The following is a 17,514-nucleotide window of genomic DNA, read 5'->3' as shown; positions in this document are numbered from 1 at the left end:
CGACGTCAGGGCCAGGCTGCTCCGAGGCGAAGCGAGGTCTGGCGGCCGTGGGCGCCGCGGTGGTTGGGTGGACGGCGTACGCCGGACCATCGAGGGGGAGCCATGACCGAGCCGTTCGACCACCTGCTGGAGAAGTACGCCCGACTCGTCGTGCGGGTGGGCGCCAACGTCCAGCCCGGCCAGGAGGTCGTGGTCAACGCGCTGCCCGAGCAGGCCGACGCCGCGCGCGCGATCACCGCGGAGGCCTACCGCGTCGGCGCGTCGAAGGTCACCCTGCAGTACCGCGACCCCTTCGAGAAGCGCGCCGCCGTCGAGCACGGGCCGGAGGAGCTCCTCGGCACCTCCCAGGAGCACGAGTTCGTCCAGGTCCGCGGTTGGCAGCAGACCCGCCCCGCGATGATCTCGCTCACCGGCAACCCGCACCCCACGCTCATGGACGGGCTCGACCCGGCCCGGCTCGCCAAGGCGGTCCCGGTCGACCTGATCCAGGAGCTGATGCCGCTGATGACGACCAACCAGGTGGCGTGGACGGTCGCGGGCGCGCCCACCAAGGGCTGGGCCGACAGCGTCGGGGTGAGCGACGTCGCCGCCCTGTGGGACGCGGTCGCGACCAGCATGCGCCTCGACCAGGCCGACCCCGTGGCGGCGTGGCAGTCCCACATCGCCAAGCTCAAGGCCCGCGCCGCGGTCCTCAACGCCCACGGCTTCGACAAGATCCGCTACCGCGGACCCGGCACCGACCTCACCCTCGGCCTCACCTCGCGCTCGCGCTGGGTCGGCGGGTCGGTGGAGAACGAGGCCGGCGTGGAGTTCGTGCCCAACATGCCCACCGAGGAGGTCTTCGTCTCCCCGGACTGGCGCCGCGCGGAGGGCACCGTCCGGACCTCGGCACCGTTCTTCCTCGCCTCGATGGGGGCCCTCGTCGAGGGCCTGGCGCTCGAGGTCCGCGACGGCACGGTCACCGGCGCCACCGCCGAGCGCGGCGAGGAGGCGGTGCAGGCCCAGTTCGACCTGATCCCGCGCTCGCGCCACTTCGGCGAGGTCGCGATCGTCGACGCCGACTCCGCCGTCGCAGCCACCGGCCTGGTCTACAAGGACATGCTGTTCGACGAGAACGTCGGCTCCCACATCGCCTGGGGCATGGGCTACACGACCGCCATGGACGACACCGTCGGCCTCACCCCGGAGCAGCGCATCGACGAGGGCCTCAACCAGGCCAACACCCACGTCGACATCGTCATCGGGAGCCCGGAGGTGCAGATCGACGGGATCCACGCCGACGGGTCGTCGGTGGCCGTCACCCGCGGCAACGAATTCGTGCTCACCGACTGACACACTGGGACCGTGAGCACGGTCCTGGTCGTCGACGGCGCCAACGTCGTCGGGTCGGTCCCGGACGGCTGGTGGAAGGACCGTGCCGGCGCGGCCCGTCGCCTGCACGAGCGGCTGCTCGTCGGCGACACGTCGTACGACGAGATCGTGCTCGTGCTGGAGGGGCAGGCCAAGGGCGGGGTGCGCGCCGGGCGTGACGCCCACGTCCGCACCGTCCACGCCGCCCGCGACGGCGACGCCGAGATCCGCGAGCAGGCCCGCCGCGCGCTCGCCGACGGCAGTCGGGTCACCGTCGTGACGGCCGACCGGATGCTGGCCGCCAACGTCTCACCGGCCCAGGTCGTCAGCCCGTCGTGGCTGCTCGACCGGGTCTGACCGCGCTCAGTCGGCCGCGGTGGCCATCGCGACCGCCATCGCCACCGCGCCGACGATCCCGGCCCGTTCGCCCAGCTCGGCCGACCTGACCTCCACCGCCCGGGCGGTGGCGGGCTGGGCGTAGCGGTCCACCGCGCGGCGCACGCCGTCGACCAGCGTGGCCGCGCCCCCGAGCGGCCCGCCGAGCACGATCACCGAGGGGTTGAGGTGGTTGCTGAGGTCGGCGAGCGCCCGCCCGACCGTGGTGCCTGCGTCGGCGAGCACCCGGCGCACCCCGGCGTCGCCGGCCCGCTCGAGCTCCAGCACGCGACCCAGGTCGAGGTCCTCGTCGTGCGCGGGCTGGAGCACCGCCAGCAACCGGTGCGCCGACACGCGGGTCTCGAGGCAGCCGCGGTTGCCGCAGCGGCAGACGTCCCCGTCTTCGCCGATCTGCACGTGGCCGATCTCGCCTGCCATGCCGGTGGCGCCGCGGTGCACCCGGCCGCCCAGCACGAGCCCGGCCCCGACCCCGCTGGCGAGCTTCACGTAGACGGCGTCCTGGTGTCCACGTGCGGCGCCGTGGCGCACCTCGGCGAGCGCGCCGAGGTTGGCGTCGTTGTCGACGACGACCGGCGCCCCGATCCGGGTCGCCAGCTCCGCGGCCGGGTCGACGCCGCGCCAGCCCGGGAGGATGCCGGTGCTGACCCGGCTGGTCCCGCGGTCGATCGGCGCCGGGACGCACATCCCGGCGCCGTGCACGTCGTGCGGGTCGAGCGACGCCGCGGCCAGGACCTCGCGCACCATCGTCGCGGCCACGTCGAGGGTGCCCGGTCCGGCCTCGTCGACGTCGAGCACCCGCACGTCCTCGGCGAGGACGGCGCCGGTCGGCCCCGCGGCCGCGACCCGGACGTGCCCGTGTCCGATGTCCACCCCGACCACGCCGCCCGGGGGAGTGGCGAGCTCGACGAGCACCGGCGGTCGACCGGAACCGCCCTTGTGCGGACGCCCGGTGGTGGTCTCGCGCACCTGCCCCGACGCGACCATCTCGCTGACCAGGCTCGAGACGGTCGTGGCCGACAGCCCGGTGGCCCGGGCCAGCTCGGCGCGGCTGTGCGGTCCCGAGGCGACGAGGTGGCCCAGGACCAGCCGGCGGTTCGCGCGCCGCAGGTCCTCCAGCGACCCACCGCGCGGGCGCCACGGGAGGGGTGTGGACGCGCCTGCCTCATTCCTGCGGGACCCGGCGGAAAGATCCGCCTCGCGGGGAGGTTTCGACATTGACGCGCACGATAGCCGGTTCCTACGTTCGTTGTGACGGGCGTCACCCGACGCTCTCGACCTCGGGTAAGGGAGCACCCCCATGCAACGACCACTGCGACGACCCCTCCAACGTCCCCGGCTGCGCGCCGCGGTCGGCCTCCTCGCCACCGCCGCGCTCTCCACCTCGCTCCTCGCGGTGTCTGCGCCGTCCGGGGCCCAGGGGTCGGCCCCCGGCGCAGGCCGCGAGCCTGCGGCGGCCCCCGCCGACGCCGCCTACCGCAACCCCCGGCTGCCCACGGCCAGGCGCGTCGCCGACCTGCTCGCACGGATGACGCTCGCGGAGAAGATCGGCCAGATGGCGCAGGCCGAGCGCCTCGACGTCGACGCCGACACCTCGCTGATCACCACCTACGGCCTCGGCAGCCTGCTGTCCGGCGGCGGCTCGACCCCGACGCCGAACACGGCGGAGGCGTGGGCCGACATGGTCGACCGCTACCAGCGCGCCGCGCTCGCGTCCCGGCTCGGCATCCCGCTGCTCTACGGCGTCGACTCCGTCCACGGGCACTCGAACCTCGTGGGCGCGACGATCTTCCCGCACAACATCGGGCTGGGCGCGACGCGCGACCCGCGGCTGGTCGAGCGGATCGGTGAGATCACCGCGCAGGAGACCCGGGCCACCGGCCCGCAGTGGGCCTTCGCCCCGTGCCTGTGCGTCGCCCGCGACGACCGCTGGGGCCGCACGTACGAGTCGTTCGGCGAGGACCCCGACCTGGTCACGTCGATGACCACCGCGATCCGGGGTCTGCAGGGGCGTCCGGGCCAGCTCGACGACCCCGACCACGTGCTCGCCTCGGCCAAGCACTTCGCCGGTGACGGGCTGACCACCTACGACGCGTCCGCCGCCGGCACCGGGGCGTACCCGATCGACCAGGGCGTCACCCAGGTCGACCGCGAGACCTTCGACGAGCTCGCGCTGGCGCCGTACTGGCCGGCCATCCGCAAGTACGACGTCGGCTCGGTGATGCCGTCCTTCTCCAGCGTCGACTGGACCGAGGACGGCCTCGGCAACCCGACCAAGATGCACGCCAACGGCGACCTGCTGACCGGCACGCTGAAGGGCGACATGCGCTTCGACGGCATCGTGATCTCCGACTGGCGCGCCATCCGGCAGCTGCCCGGCAGCTACCGCGACCAGGTGAAGGCGTCGGTGCTCGCCGGCGTCGACATGTTCATGGAGCCGATCCAGGCGCCGAACAACCCGTCGGGCTGGGACGAGTTCATCCCGACGCTCACCGGGCTCGTCGACAGCGGCGAGGTGCCGGTGTCGAGGATCGACGACGCGGTCACCCGCATCCTGACCAAGAAGTTCGAGCTCGGCCTCTTCGAGCACCCGTTCACCGACCGGCGCCACATCGACGACATCGGCAGCCCGCAGCACCGCAAGGTCGCCCGCCGGGCCGTCGCGCAGTCGCAGGTGCTGCTCAAGAACGAGCGTCGCGCCGTGCCGCTCGCCCGCCGCGCGCCGGTCTACGTCGCGGGCGCCAAGGCCGACAGCATCGGCGACCAGGCCGGCGGCTGGACCGTGACCTGGCAGGGCGGCTCGACCAACGAGATCCCCGGCAACACGATCCTCGACGGCGTGCGCGGCGAGGCGACCCGGGTGACCTGGAGCCCCGACGGCACCAAGCCGGTGCCGGCCGGAGCGTCGGCCGTGGTCGTCGTCGGCGAGACGCCCTACGCGGAGGGCTTCGGCGACGTGGGCGGTCCGCAGTGGGCCTACGACCCGGGTGACAACGGCGTGCCGCGACCCGCGCAGACCATGGAGCTGTCGGCGTCCGACCAGGACCTCGTCCGCTCGGTCTGCTCGAAGGTCGAGACGTGCGTGGTCGTGCTGCTCTCGGGGCGCCCGATCGTCATCGAGCCCTCGCTGCTCGCGTCGATCGACGCGCTGCAGGCCGCCTGGCTGCCCGGCAGCCAGGGTGAGGGCGTGACCGACGTGCTCTTCGGCCGCAGGCCCTACACGGGTCGCCTCCCGGTGAGCTGGCCGCGCAGCGTGGCCCAGGAGCCGATCAACGTCGGGGACGCCGACTACGACCCGCTCCACGCCTACGGGTTCGGCCTCCGCGCCCGCCGCTGAGCGCCCACCCGCGACGACCCCGGTCGGCCGGCCCGTGCACGGGCCGGGCGACCGGGGCCCTCGCTAGGGTCGGTCCATGCCCCTCGAGCCAGCCCAGCGCTTCCGCGGCCCGGTCCTGCCCGACGGTGAGCCGCGCGACCTCTACGTCGTCGACGGCCGGATCACCTACGAGGCCCAGCCGGGCGCCGACACGGTCGCCGAGGGCTGGATCGTGCCCGGACTGGTCGACGCCCACTGCCACCTCGGCCTCGACGACTTCGGACCGACCGACGACGCCGCCACCGAGGAGCAGGCCGTCGCCGACCGCGACGGTGGCGCGCTGCTCATCCGGGACGCGGGCTCGGCCGCTGACACCCGGTGGATCCACGACCGCGACGACCTGCCCCGCCTGATCCGCTGCGGGCGCCACATCGCGGCCACGAAGCGCTACATCCGCAACTACGCGCACGAGGTCGAGCCGGAGGACCTCGCCGCGTACGCCGCGCTGGAGGCACGCAACGGCGACGGGTGGATCAAGCTGGTGGGGGACTGGATCTCCCGTGAGGAGGGCGACCTGGCCCCGTCCTTCCCGGCGGAGGCGTTCGCGGCGGCCATCGACGCCGCCCACGCCGAGGGGGCGAAGGTCACCGCCCACTGCTTCGGCCACGGCGTGCTGCCCGGCCTGATCGAGGCGGGCATCGACTGCATCGAGCACGGCACCGGCCTCACCGAGGACCTGATCGACGCGATGGTCGCGCACGGCACCCGCCTGGTGCCGACCGTGATGCAGCTCGACAAGTTCCCCGAGCACGCCGCCGCGGGCGCGGGGAAGTTCCCGGACTACGCCAACACCATGACCGACCTCTACGCCCGGATGCCGGCCACGATCATGGCCGCCCACGAGGCCGGCGTCCCGATCTACGCGGGCTCCGACGGCGGGGGGATCAGCCGGCACGGCAACATCGCCGGCGAGATCGAGGCGCTGGTCCGCATCGGCATGCCGGCCCACGACGCGCTCGGCGCGGCGAGCTGGCGGGCACGGGAGTGGCTGGGCGTCGACGGCCTCACCGAGGGCGCGTCGGCCGACTTCGTCGTCTACGACCGCAACCCGGTCGACGACCTGTCCGTGCTCCGCACCCCGACGTGCACCGTCCTGCGCGGGGTCACGCGACGTCGATGACCTCGACGCCCGACCGCCCGCGTCGGTGCCGGAAACCGATTGGTGCGCCACGGGCGACTCCGTGAGGATGGCGCCATGCTGAGCGCCACCGACGTGTACCCGCCCTTCGGCCTGCGGGTCGTCGCCGGCCCGATCGAGATGCGGGGGCTGACCGACGAGCTCATCCTCGAGCTGTGCGACGTGGCCGAGCGGGGCATCCACGACCCGGACGAGATGCCGTTCTACTTCCCGTGGTCGACCGCGCCCGCCGGCGAGCTCTCCCGCAACACCGCGGCCTACCACTGGAGCAAGCGGTCCACCTTCCGGGCGAACGACTTCTGCCTGGACCTCGCGGTGCTCGTCGACGGCCGGGTCGTGGGCTCGCAGGGGGTGGCGGCGAAGAACTTCCCCGTGACCCGCACCGGCGAGACCGGCTCGTGGCTCGGTCGGGAGCACCAGGGCCGCGGGATCGGCACCGCGATGCGCCGAGCGTTCTGCGCGCTGCTGTTCGACCACCTCGGCTTCGAGGAGATCACCTCGGCGGCGTTCCTCGACAACCCCGCCTCCCTCGGCGTCTCGCGCAAGGTCGGCTACGTCGAGACCGGGTTGACCAGGGTCAAGCGGCGCGAGGGCGAGCTCGCCCGCACCCGGGGGCTGCTGCTCACGCCCGAGACCTTCGTCCGCGACGACGTGCACCTCGAGGTCACCGGCGCGGAGGCGGTACGCGGGTTCATCGGGATCGGCGCGGGCTGAGCGCGGGCTGAGCGTGGGCCCCGTGCGCACCGGATTGGTCGGCGGCGGCACCGGTCTGGCAGAATCGTCGCTCGTGTCCTGCGTGCCCGGACCCTCTCATCCGTTCACGCAGCGCCCATCGAGCCGTACGGTCCCGGTGTCCCCACCCTCGGACCGTGCCCTCACCCACGACAATTTCTGAGGAGACACCACAAACGTGGCCGTCAAGATTCGCTTGAAGCGCCTGGGCAAGATCCGGGTGCCGCAGTACCGCATCGTCGTCGTCGACTCGCGCAAGAAGCGCGACGGCAGGGTCCTCGAGGAGATCGGCAAGTACCACCCCAAGGAGGAGCCGTCGCTCATCGACATCACCTCCGAGCGGGCGCAGTACTGGCTCGGCGTGGGCGCCCAGCCCACCGAGGCCGTCGAGGCCCTGCTCAAGGTGACCGGTGACTGGCAGAAGTTCAAGGGTCTGCCGGGCGCCGAGGGCACCCTGAAGGTCAAGGAGCCCAAGCGCTCCAAGCTCGACATCTTCAACGAGGCCCTCAAGGAGGCCGCCGCCGAGCCCAAGGGCGCCGCGGTGACCACCAAGAAGAAGGCCGAGAAGGTCGAGAAGACCGAGGAGCCCGCCGAGGTCCCCGCGTCGGAGACCCCCGAGGGTGCCGCTGACGCCGCCGAGGCCACGGAGACCGTGACCGCCGAGGACGCCGGCAAGAGCGAGGCGTGAGCGACGTGCTGGCCGAGGCTCTCGAGCACCTGGTGCGGGGCATCGTCGACCACCCCGACGACGTCGTCGTGCGCGACAAGCAGCTGCGTCGCGGCTCGATCCTCGAGGTCCGGGTCCACCCCGACGACCTCGGCAAGGTGATCGGCCGCAACGGCCGCACCGCGACGGCCTTCCGCACCGTCGTCTCGGCCCTCGCCGGCCGTGGCGGTGCGCGGGTCGACTTCGTCGACACCGACCGTCGCCGCTGACCTCAGCACAGCTCGATCGACGGGCGTCACCCCACCGGGGTGGCGCCCGTCGGCCATTTCGCGACGCCGCCGCCCCGGCGGTCCGAGTCGCTGGAGGACCCACCGGCCAGCCCCTCTACGCTGAGCCCCGTGAGCGAGGACATCGAGGTCGTGGTCGGCCGGATCGGCAAGCCCCACGGGATCCGTGGCGAGGTCACCCTCGACGTCCGCACCGACGAGCCCGAGCGGCGCTTCGCGCCCGGCACGGTCCTGCGCGCCCAGGCCCCCGCCGGCGCCGACCGCCGCCCCACGTCCCTCACCGTCGCGCGCGCACGCTGGCACCAGAGCACCCTGCTGGTGACCTTCGAGGAGCTCGCCGACCGCAACGCCGCCGAGGCCGTGCGCGGGACGCTGCTGCACGCGACCCTCGCCGCCGACGAGACGCCGGAGGACCCCGACGAGTTCTACGACCACCAGCTCGTCGGGCTGGCCGTGGTGGACCTCGACGGCACCGCGCTCGGTGAGGTGCGCGCGGTCGTGCACGGCTCCGCGCAGGACCTGCTGACCGTCCGCACGCCCGACGGGCGCGACGCGCTCGTGCCGTTCGTGAGCGCGCTGGTCCCCGAGGTCGACCTCGCCGCCGGCCGGGTCGTGGTCGCCGACCGTCCCGGGCTGGTGGCCCCCTTCCCTGACGAGCCGGGCCCTGCCGGGCAGGAGCCGGACGAGCAGGGTGCCCCGTGAGGATCGACGTCGTCACGATCTTCCCCGACTACCTCGCGCCGCTCGGTCTCAGCCTGCCCGGCAAGGCGCGCGACAAGGGGCTGCTCGACGTCCACGTCCACGACCTGCGGCGATGGACCACCGACCGGCACCGCACCGTCGACGACACGCCCTACGGCGGTGGCGCCGGGATGGTGATGAAGCCCGGGCCGTGGGGCGAGGCGCTGGACGAGGTGGCCCGCGGGGCGACGATCGTCTTCACCACCCCGAGCGGGGAGCCGTTCACCCAGCGGGTCGCGGAGGAGCTCAGCACCCACGAGCACCTCGTCTTCGCCTGCGGGCGCTACGAGGGCATCGACCAGCGGGTGCTGGAGCACGCCGCCACGGTCGGCACGGTGCGTGAGATCAGCCTCGGCGACTACGTCCTCAACGGCGGCGAGGTCGCCGCGCTGGCCATCACCGAGGCGGTGGTGCGACTGCTGCCCGGCTTCATGGGCAACGCCGAGTCCCTCGTGGAGGAGTCCCACGCCGACGGACTGCTGGAGTACCCCGTCTACACCAAGCCGGCGAGCTGGCGCGGCCGCGAGGTCCCCGACGTGCTGCTCTCCGGGGACCACGCGCGGATCGCCGCCTGGCGCCGCGACCAGGCCGAGCGGCGTACGGCCGAGCGGCGTCCCGACCTGCTGCCGCGCACCGGCGTCGTCGCCGCCCTCGCGGACCTCGACGTGCGCGCCGCCGTCCCCGCCGACGCCGGCGAGCTGCTCACCCTGCAGCGCGCCTGCTGGATGCAGGAGCAGCAGGCCAACCCCGGGGTGGAGATCCCGGCGCTGCACGAGTCGCTCGACGACGTGCGACGCGGCTTGGGGGAGTGGACCGTGATGGTGGCGCGCGACCCCTCGTCGGGCCGCCTGGTCGGTGCCGTGCGGGGCCGCGTCGACTCCCGCGGCGAGTGGGACATCGGCCGGATCATGGTGGCGCCCGACCTCCAGGGCCGCGGGCTGGGTCGCGCGCTGCTCGCGCTGGTCGAGGACCTGGCACCGGCCGGCGTGACGACCTACGTCCTGTTCACCGGCGAACGGTCGACGGACAACCAGCGGATGTACAAGAAGGCCGGCTTCCGGCTCCGCGCCGACCGGCGGGCACCGGCGGGCGCCGTGGTGATGACGAAGTCCCGGCGTCGGCGGGGCTAGCCGGATTTCACGCCGACCCGGCGTCTCTGGCAGACTTCACCACTGGTCTGCTCGAGGCCAGGGTCGCCCGGACGCATCTCGCGATGCACCGCCCCGGGGTCCCGCCGAACCGCACCTGCCACAGGGGGCGCGCCGGCCGGCCACACGAGCGTCCGTCCGACACACCACCATGTCCGCGGTTGACCTGTGGCACTCGCGAGGAGCACACCGATGAGCAACGTCATCGCCGATCTCGGCACCGCCATCAAGCGCGACGACGTCCCGGCCTTCCGCGCCGGCGACACCGTCAAGGTCCACGTCAAGGTCATCGAGGGCAGCCGCTCGCGTGTCCAGGTCTTCCAGGGCGTCGTGATCCGCGTCCACGGCTCGGGCATCGGCCGCACCTTCACCGTCCGCAAGGTCTCCTTCGGCGTCGGCGTCGAGCGCACCTTCCCGCTCAACTCCCCGATCTTCGAGACGATCGAGATCGTCACCCGCGGCGACGTGCGCCGCGCGAAGCTCTACTACCTGCGCAACCTGCGCGGCAAGGCTGCCAAGATCAAGGAGCGCCGCGAGGCGTGAGCAGCCGACCGGCGCCGGGTGGCGCTGGTCCGACCAGGGACTGGTTAGTCTCTGCGCGTGACTTCTGACGACCGCGGTTCCACGTCCGTGCCCATGGACGAGGAGCCGCGGTCGTCGCGTCCGGAGGAGGAGAAGGTGGACAGCCGCCACGAGGGCCGGCGTGGCCGTGGCAAGCGCAAGCAGCTGCCGCTGTGGCAGGAGACCGTCCTCCTGCTCGGGATCGCGCTCGTGCTCGCGATCGTCATCAAGAGCTTCTTCGTCCAGGCCTTCTACATCCCGTCGGAGTCGATGGAGCCCGGCCTGGTCCTCAACGACCGGATCCTGGTGGAGAAGCCCTCCTACTGGGGCGACGGCAGCCCCGAGCGCGGCGACGTCGTGGTGTTCAAGGACCCGGGCGGCTGGCTCAACCCCGCCGACGCCGCCGGCCCGACCAACCCGGTCGCCCGGGCGATGGCCAAGATCGGGCTGTACCCCACCGGCGGCCACCTGGTGAAGCGGGTGATCGGCGTCGCCGGCGACACGATCCGCTGCTGCGACGACCAGGGCCGTCTCGTGATCAACGGCAAGGCGATCGACGAGGCCGGGTTCGTCAAGCGCGGCGACGCCACCTGCGACGGTCCGATGGTCGACGAGTGCACCACCGACTGGGAGGTCGGACCGATCCCCGAGGGGCACGTGTTCGTGATGGGCGACAACCGGTCGCGCTCGGCCGACTCCTCCTTCCACATGTGCAAGCCAGGCCGGACCGAGTGCGTGCCGGGCGACGAGTTCGTCCCGGTCGACCTGGTGGTCGGCAAGGTGTTCGTGCTGCTCTGGCCGGCAGACCGGTTCCGCTGGAACTCGCGGCCGGGGGCGTTCGAGGACGTGCCGGAACCCTCGTCGTGACCTCCTCGCCCGTGACCCAGCCGCCGCTGCCGGTCCCGGGTGCGGTGACGGTGCGCCGCGACGCCGGGCTCTACGGCTACGAGCGCGCGCTGCGCCGCGCCGGGCTCGACCCCGTCGCCGGCGTCGACGAGGCCGGTCGCGGCGCGTGCGCCGGGCCGCTCGTGGCGGGCGCCGTCGTGCTGCCGCCCGGCAGGGCCGGGATCGTCCCCCGGGCTGGCGGACAGCAAGCTGCTCACCGAGGCGGCCCGCGAGCGGGTCTACGCCCAGGTCGTGCGCCGCGCGCTGGCCTGGTCGGTGGTCGTCGTCGAGCCCGAGGAGTGCGACCGCCTCGGCATGCACGTCGCCAACCTCGAGGCGCTGCGGCGCGCCGTGGCCCGGCTCGGCACGCGGCCGGCCTACGTGCTGACCGACGGGTTCCCCGTCGACGGGCTCGGGGTGCCCGGCCTCGCGGTGTGGAAGGGCGACCGGGTCGCCGCGTGCATCGCGGCCGCCTCGGTCGTGGCCAAGGTGACACGGGACCGGCTGATGGTCGGCCTCGACGGGCAGTGGCCGGCCTACGACTTCAAGACCCACAAGGGCTACGTCACCGACACCCACGAGGCCGCGCTGGCCGCCCACGGCCCGTCGCCGGTGCACCGGATGCGGTTCGTCAACGTGCGCCGCGCCGCGGGTCTCGAGCCGGGCGGGGACCGGCCCACTAGGGTCGGTGGCCAGGAGCACGAGCAGCGACCGGGTGCCGGCGAGCAGGAGGACCGATGAGCGCGGAGGATCTCGAGAAGTACGAGACCGAGATGGAGCTCACGCTCTACCGCGAGTACCGCGACGTGGTGGGCATCTTCAAGTACGTCGTGGAGACCGACCGCCGCTTCTACCTGTGCAACCAGGTCGACGTGAAGGCCCGCTCCGAGAGCGGTGACGTGTTCTTCGAGGTCTCGATGAGCGACGCGTGGGTGTGGGACATGTACCGCCCGGCGCGGTTCGCCAAGAACGTGAAGGTGCTGACGTTCAAGGACGTCAACGTCGAGGAGCTCGCGCCGCAGGACATCGACCCCCCGAAGGACTGACCGCGGGCCGCCGTCGGTGCGGTCCCCGGACCACCAGGTGTCCACAGCCCCTGGTCGGGCGGCGTCCTCCACAGGCGGCGGGCGATCGTCCTGCCCGTCGTCGGTCGGCCACGGTGTGCTGGTGCCTCCAGCCCGACCGGAAGGCACCCACCATGGCCCGACCCACCGTCCCGCTCGCCCCGCGCGACCCCGTCGCCGCGCACAACCGCCGTCTCGGCCGCCGCGGTGAGGAGCTCGCCGCCCGCCACCTCACGTCGCTCGGGATGGTGCTCCTCGACCGCAACTGGCGCTGCGCCGCCGGGGAGATCGACCTGGTGCTCCGTGACGGCCGGGTGCTGGTGATCTGCGAGGTCAAGACCCGGACCTCCACGTCCTTCGGCGCACCGCTCGAGGCCGTCGACGCCCGCAAGGCCGACCGGCTGCGCCGTCTCGGCGCCCGCTGGCTGCGGGCGCACGACTGCCACCCCGACGACGTCCGGGTGGACCTGGTCGGGGTGCTCGCCCCGCCCGGCGGGCCGGTGGAGATCGAGCACGTCGCCGGGGCCTGCTGATGGCGTTCGCGACGGCTCGCTCGCTCGCGCTGAGGGGCGCCGACGGCCACGTGATCGACGTGCAGGTCGACGTGTCGCCGGGGCTGGTCAGCACCACCGTCATCGGCCGGGTCGACAAGTCCCTCTCCGAGTCGCGCGACCGGGTGCGGATGGCGATCAACAACGACTGCGGCCGGTGGCCGGCCACCAAGCGGGTCACGATCCTGCTCGCGCCCGCCGACCTGCCCAAGTCCGGCACCCACTACGACCTCGCGATCGCGGTGGCGGTGCTGGCGGCCGACCTCCAGCACGAGGACCTGCTGCCCGAGCACCTCGCGGGCTGGGCGTTCATCGGCGAGCTGTCCGTGTCGGGCGCGCTGCGACCGGTGCCGGGCGTGCTGCCGATGGTGATCGCCGCGGCGGCCCACGACATCACCCGGGTCTTCGTGCCGGAGCCCCAGGCCGCCGAGGCGGCGCTGGTGCCCGGGATGACGGTCGTCGGCGTGCGCTCGCTGGCGCAGGTGTCGGCCGTGCTCCGCGGGGTGGAGGTGCCCGAGGCCGATCCCGTCGTCGCGGCGTCGGCCAGCCCGCTCGCGACCTGGCGGGGCGAGGACCGGATCGACGGCCTCGACCTGCGCGACCTCGACGGCCTCGAGGACGTCCGCTACGCCGTCGAGGTGGCGGCCGCGGGTGGTCACCCGACGATGCTGATCGGCCCCCGCGGGACCGGGAAGACGTCGATCGCCGAGCGGATCCCCTCGATCCTGCCCGACCTGACCACCGAGCAAGCGCTCGAGGTCACCGCCCTCCACTCCGTCGCGGGCGTCCTGCCGCAGGGAGCCGGCCTGCTGCGGCGGCCGCCGTGGTTCGCGCCGCACCACTCGGCGACGGCCGCCAGCGTGCTGGGCGGCGGGACCGGCCGGGTCCGTCCCGGCCAGGTGAGCCTGGCCCACCACGGGGTGCTCTTCCTCGACGAGTTCCCGCACTTCCGCGCCGACGTGATCGAGGCGATGCGGCAGCCGTTGGAGGCCGGCGAGGTCACCATCGCCCGCGGGGACGACTCCGCGACCTACCCCGCGCGGTCGCTGGTGGTGCTGGCCGCCAACCCGTGCCCCTGTGGCAACTTCCACGGCACCACCGGCGGCTCGTGCGAGTGCTCGGAGGTCCAGCGGCTCCACTACCGACGCAAGCTCACGGGCCCGATCCTCGACCGGGTCGACATCTGGATGGAGGTGCGCCCGCAGGGGCGGAGTCGGTCCCTCTTCGGCCCGGAGCGCGAGTCCTCCGACGACGTCCGCGCCAGGGTGGCGGAGGCACGCCAGCGCCAGGCCCACCGCTACCGCCACTGCCCGTGGCTGCTCAACGCGTCGTGCCCGGGCCCCGTGCTGGCCGAGCAGTGGCCGCTCGAGCCCGCCGCGCAGGCGCTCGTCGACGCGGACCTCGCCGCCGGCCGCCTCACCCGGCGCGGGCTGACCCGGGTCCAGCGCCTGGCCTGGACGGTCGCGGACCGCTCCGGCGTCGCCCGCCCGGGCGAGCCGGAGGCGACGATCGCCCTCGCGCTCCGCTCGGCCGATGCCGCGGGCACGCTGCCGGCCGCCGTGGTCGGGGTGGCGTCGTGAGCGACCTCGACGTCCGGCCCGCCGGGCCCGGCGGGCCGGACGCCGACGCCGACCGGCTGGCGCGGGTCACGCTGAGCTGCGCGGTCGAGCCCGGCGACGGCACGACGTCCTCGCTCGTGCAGCAGGTCGGGGCGGTCCGCGCCCTCGAGCAGTCCCTGACCTCGCGGAGCGACACCGGTGTCGCGGAGCGCCTCGCCGAGCGGCTCGCCGCCGTCGAGCCCGAGCGCGAGCTCGACCAGGCCGCCCGCTGCGGCATCCGGTTCCTGGTCCCGGGCGACCCGGAGTGGCCCCCGGGGCTCGACCGGCTCGACGACACGATCACCGACGACGGCTTCGGCGGGACGCCGCCGGGGCTGTGGGTGCGGGGACCGATGTCGCTGCGCGAGCTCGACTGCTCGGTCGCCGTCGTGGGGTCGCGGGCCGCCTCCTTCTACGGCGTCGAGATGACCCGGGCCGTGTGCGCCGACCTCGCCCACGCCGGCGTGCCGGTGGTGTCCGGCGGCGCGCTCGGCATCGACTTCGTCGCCCACGACTCCACGCTGGCGGCCGCGGGCACCACGGTCGCGGTGCTCGCCTGCGGCGTCGACCGGGTCTACCCCGCCCAGAACCGTCGGCTGCTCCAGCACCTCGCGGCGCACCTCGCCGTGTTGTCCGAGCAGCCGCCCGGGTCGACCCCGACCCGTCCGAGGTTCCTCGCCCGCAACCGACTGATCGCCGCGATGACCACCGGCACGGTGCTCGTGGAGGCCGCGCTGCGCAGCGGTGCCCTCAACACCGCTGGGTGGGCCGAGGGGCTCGGCCGGCAGGTCATGTGCGTGCCGGGGCCGGCCACCAGCGCCACGTCGCAGGGGGTCAACCACTTCCTGCGCGAGGGACGCGGCACCGTCGTGACCAGCGGGCGCGAGGTCCTCGAGCTCGTGGGCAGGTCGGGGGAGCACCTCCTCGACCCGCCCCGAGGCGAGACCCGGCCGCGCGACGACCTCACCCCGACCGAGCGGCAGGTGGTCGAGTGGGTGCCGGTGAGTCGCCCGGCCCTGGTCGACGCGATCTCCGTGCAGTGCGGTCTCCACGTGCGCACCACGGACGGTGCCCTGCGGCGGCTGCGGGCCAAGGGCCTGGTCCGGCTCGACGAGGAGGGCTGGCGGCTCGCGCCTGACGCGTGAGGCGGCTCCGCCCGCCTAGGCTCGGGTGCGTGAGCGACGAGCAGACCGCCGAGGAGCCTGGGCTCCCGGAGCCGATGGTCCGGCTGCTCGGCGACTACGAGCGACACCTGGTCTCCGAGCGCGACCTGACCCCGCACACCGTCCGGGCCTACCTCGGCGACGTGTCGAGCCTGCTCGACCACTGCGTGCGGCTCGGCCACGACGACGTCACCGACCTCGACCTCCGGACGCTGCGCAGCTGGCTGGCGCGGCTGCAGACGACCGGGCGCAGCCGGACCACGATCGCCCGGCGGGCGACGGCGGCCCGGGTCTTCACCGCCTGGCTGCACCGCACCGGCCGGCTCCCACTGGACCCGGGCGCCGCCCTCGGGTCGCCGAAGAAGCTCAAGACCCTGCCGCCGGTACTGCGCGCCGACGAGGCGGAGGCGCTGATCAGGTCGGCTGCCGGGCTCGCGGACGACGGCACCCCGGTGGGCGTGCGGGACGTGGCCATGCTCGAGCTGCTCTACGCCACCGGCATCCGGGTCGGCGAGCTGGTCGGCCTCGACGTCGACGACGTCGACGACGAGCGGCGCGTGGTCCGGGTGCTCGGCAAGGGCCGCAAGGAGCGGTCGGTGCCCTACGGCACACCCGCCGCTCGCGCCCTCGACCGCTGGCTCACCGCCGGCCGGCCGACGCTGCGGGGGGAGGGGGCGGGTGCGGCGCTGTTCCTCGGCGTCCGGGGTCGGCGCATCGACCAGCGTGCCGTCCGGGACCTCGTGCACCGGCGGATCGCCGACGTCCCTGGCGCGCCCGACATCGGCCCGCACGGCCTGCGGCACACCGCGGCGACCCACCTGCTCGAGGGCGGCGCGGACCTGCGCTCGGTGCAGGAGCTGCTCGGGCACGCCTCGCTCGCCACCACCCAGCTCTACACCCACGTCACCACCGACCGCCTCCGCCGGGCCTACCAGCAGGCCCACCCGCGCGCCTGATGGCCGCGTGGCCCTTGCGGCGGGTCGGGGAGTGGCGGGGTCAGCCCAGCCAGTTGAGCGGACGGCGCCACCCGGCGAGGGGAGCGGCCCAGGGCTCGCGGGCCGTCACCGGCTCGTCACGCCAGAGCGGGAGCAGCCGCACCGGTCCGCCGCCGACCAGGCTGAGCGGGTCGAGGTAGCGCCGTGAGGCGCCGGAGCCCTCGACCAGCCCCCAGTGCAGGCAGGCCGCGGGGAAGCAGTGCCCGCCGGCGACCGAGAGCCGGCCGACCACGTCGCCGGCGGCCACCACGGTGCCCACCTCGACGGTGGCGACGACCGGCTCGTAGGTCGTGCGACGGCCACCGTGCAGGACGGTCACCACGGGCTTGCCGCCGATCGACCCGGCGAACCCCACCGTGCCGGCGAGGGCGGCGCGCACGGCCTGACCGGGGCTCCCGGCGAGGTCGACGCCGCGGTGGCCGGGGGCGTACGGGGAGGTCGGCAGGGCGATGGCGTGCACCACCTCGGGCTGCGGGTCGAGCGGCCACACCCCGCCGGGGTCCTGCGCCGACGCGGACACGGGGGCGGGGACGCCGCCCGGGGAGGCCGCGGCCGCCGGGACAGCGCCCGGGAGCCGGGGGACGAGCGTGAGCGCGAGGACGACGACCACCGCGCGGACGCACGACCGGGACGGGAGCGGGCACGGCAGGACCATGCCCCGACGGTCGGTCATCGGCGGGCCCCCTGGCGACCCGTCCGGGGGCAGGCTGTGGACGGGCGCGCCGCGGCGCCGGTTGTGGACGCGGGCGGGCCCGGATGCCGGCCCTCCTGTGATTCGCTCCGCGGGGAGCGGCTGGCCTACGATGTGCGGAGCAGTCCACCCGGACTGACTTCGCACGCTCGCTGACCGTGCCGGGACGCTCCT

At 74.2% G+C, this 17,514-nt stretch carries 18 protein-coding genes and 2 pseudogenes; 18 read left to right on the top strand and 2 right to left on the bottom strand.

What is annotated here, in order from left to right:
* Positions 1–102: 102 nt before the first annotated feature.
* On the top strand, positions 103–1,332 hold the full coding sequence (locus LN652_RS05870) for an aminopeptidase (RefSeq protein ID WP_230443748.1): 1,230 nt from the start codon (positions 103–105) through the stop codon (positions 1,330–1,332).
* 12 nt (positions 1,333–1,344) lie between these two features.
* On the top strand, positions 1,345–1,707 hold the full coding sequence (locus LN652_RS05865; protein ID WP_230443747.1) for a hypothetical protein: 363 nt from the start codon (positions 1,345–1,347) through the stop codon (positions 1,705–1,707).
* Positions 1,708–1,713: 6 nt separating this feature from the next.
* On the opposite strand, the gene LN652_RS05860 is transcribed toward LN652_RS05865, so the two are convergent.
* Entirely contained in the window at positions 1,714–2,961 is a 1,248-nt protein-coding gene (locus tag LN652_RS05860) for an ROK family transcriptional regulator (RefSeq protein ID WP_230443746.1), read from the bottom strand.
* Between the two features lie 82 nt (positions 2,962–3,043).
* Here LN652_RS05860 and LN652_RS05855 point away from each other — a divergent pair, with 82 nt between their 5' ends.
* The 16 genes and pseudogenes from LN652_RS05855 (at position 3,044) to LN652_RS05785 (ending at position 16,610) form a co-directional block, all read left to right on the top strand.
* Positions 3,044–5,080, top strand: a complete 2,037-nt coding sequence (locus LN652_RS05855; RefSeq protein WP_230443745.1) for a glycoside hydrolase family 3 protein — start codon at positions 3,044–3,046, stop codon at positions 5,078–5,080.
* Between the two features lie 76 nt (positions 5,081–5,156).
* Positions 5,157–6,239 carry an amidohydrolase family protein gene (locus LN652_RS05850; protein ID WP_230443744.1) on the top strand — a complete coding sequence of 361 codons (1,083 nt, stop codon included), beginning with the start codon at positions 5,157–5,159 and terminating at the stop codon, positions 6,237–6,239.
* 75 nt (positions 6,240–6,314) lie between these two features.
* Positions 6,315–6,971, top strand: a complete 657-nt coding sequence (locus LN652_RS05845) for a GNAT family N-acetyltransferase (RefSeq protein ID WP_230443743.1) — start codon at positions 6,315–6,317, stop codon at positions 6,969–6,971.
* 196 nt (positions 6,972–7,167) lie between these two features.
* Positions 7,168–7,677 (top strand): 30S ribosomal protein S16, encoded by a 510-nt coding sequence (gene rpsP / locus LN652_RS05840; RefSeq protein WP_230443742.1) that lies wholly within the window; start codon positions 7,168–7,170, stop codon positions 7,675–7,677.
* Between the two features lie 5 nt (positions 7,678–7,682).
* Positions 7,683–7,925 carry an RNA-binding protein gene (locus LN652_RS05835; RefSeq protein WP_091196877.1) on the top strand — a complete coding sequence of 81 codons (243 nt, stop codon included), beginning with the start codon at positions 7,683–7,685 and terminating at the stop codon, positions 7,923–7,925.
* Between the two features lie 129 nt (positions 7,926–8,054).
* Positions 8,055–8,645, top strand: a complete 591-nt coding sequence (gene rimM / locus LN652_RS05830; protein WP_230443741.1) for a ribosome maturation factor RimM — start codon at positions 8,055–8,057, stop codon at positions 8,643–8,645.
* Positions 8,642–9,307: pseudogene (gene trmD, locus LN652_RS21875) on the top strand (tRNA (guanosine(37)-N1)-methyltransferase TrmD); the annotation flags it as partial. The gene rimM and the pseudogene trmD, both read left to right, overlap by 4 nt.
* A 102-nt stretch (positions 9,308–9,409) precedes the next feature.
* Positions 9,410–9,814, top strand: a complete 405-nt coding sequence (locus LN652_RS21870; RefSeq protein ID WP_329958487.1) for a GNAT family N-acetyltransferase — start codon at positions 9,410–9,412, stop codon at positions 9,812–9,814.
* Between the two features lie 210 nt (positions 9,815–10,024).
* A complete protein-coding gene (rplS, locus tag LN652_RS05820) occupies positions 10,025–10,375 on the top strand; it encodes a 50S ribosomal protein L19 (protein WP_230443739.1) in 351 nt (116 codons plus the stop codon).
* A gap of 57 nt (positions 10,376–10,432) precedes the next feature.
* Positions 10,433–11,260, top strand: coding sequence for a signal peptidase I (gene lepB, locus LN652_RS05815; protein ID WP_230443738.1), 828 nt, complete (start codon positions 10,433–10,435; stop codon positions 11,258–11,260).
* Positions 11,261–11,304: 44 nt separating this feature from the next.
* Positions 11,305–12,019: pseudogene (locus LN652_RS05810) on the top strand (ribonuclease HII).
* Positions 12,016–12,324, top strand: a complete 309-nt coding sequence (locus LN652_RS05805) for a DUF2469 domain-containing protein (RefSeq protein WP_211731276.1) — start codon at positions 12,016–12,018, stop codon at positions 12,322–12,324. Before LN652_RS05810 ends, LN652_RS05805 begins: the two are co-directional and overlap by 4 nt.
* A 152-nt stretch (positions 12,325–12,476) precedes the next feature.
* The gene (locus tag LN652_RS05800; protein ID WP_230443737.1) at positions 12,477–12,875 is read left to right on the top strand and encodes a YraN family protein; all 399 of its coding nucleotides are present in this window, start codon (positions 12,477–12,479) and stop codon (positions 12,873–12,875) included.
* A complete protein-coding gene (locus tag LN652_RS05795; protein WP_230443736.1) occupies positions 12,875–14,473 on the top strand; it encodes a YifB family Mg chelatase-like AAA ATPase in 1,599 nt (532 codons plus the stop codon). The genes LN652_RS05800 and LN652_RS05795 overlap by 1 nt, the downstream gene beginning before the upstream one ends.
* Complete coding sequence (dprA, locus tag LN652_RS05790) at positions 14,470–15,636, top strand: DNA-processing protein DprA (protein WP_230443735.1); 1,167 nt, start codon at positions 14,470–14,472, stop codon at positions 15,634–15,636. Before LN652_RS05795 ends, dprA begins: the two co-directional genes overlap by 4 nt.
* Before the next feature lie 74 nt (positions 15,637–15,710).
* Positions 15,711–16,610 (top strand): tyrosine recombinase XerC, encoded by a 900-nt coding sequence (locus tag LN652_RS05785; protein WP_456238081.1) that lies wholly within the window; start codon positions 15,711–15,713, stop codon positions 16,608–16,610.
* A 40-nt stretch (positions 16,611–16,650) separates the two neighbouring features.
* On the opposite strand, the gene LN652_RS05780 is transcribed toward LN652_RS05785, so the two are convergent.
* Positions 16,651–17,322 carry a M23 family metallopeptidase gene (locus tag LN652_RS05780; RefSeq protein ID WP_230443733.1) on the bottom strand — a complete coding sequence of 224 codons (672 nt, stop codon included), beginning with the start codon at positions 17,320–17,322 and terminating at the stop codon, positions 16,651–16,653.
* Positions 17,323–17,514: the final 192 nt, after the last annotated feature.

The sequence above is a fragment of the Nocardioides okcheonensis genome (assembly GCF_020991065.1).
GTDB classification, from domain to species: domain Bacteria; phylum Actinomycetota; class Actinomycetes; order Propionibacteriales; family Nocardioidaceae; genus Nocardioides; species Nocardioides okcheonensis.
The sequence above is the reverse complement of the archived record's forward strand: the minus strand, read 5'-3'. Positions and strand labels throughout refer to the sequence as shown.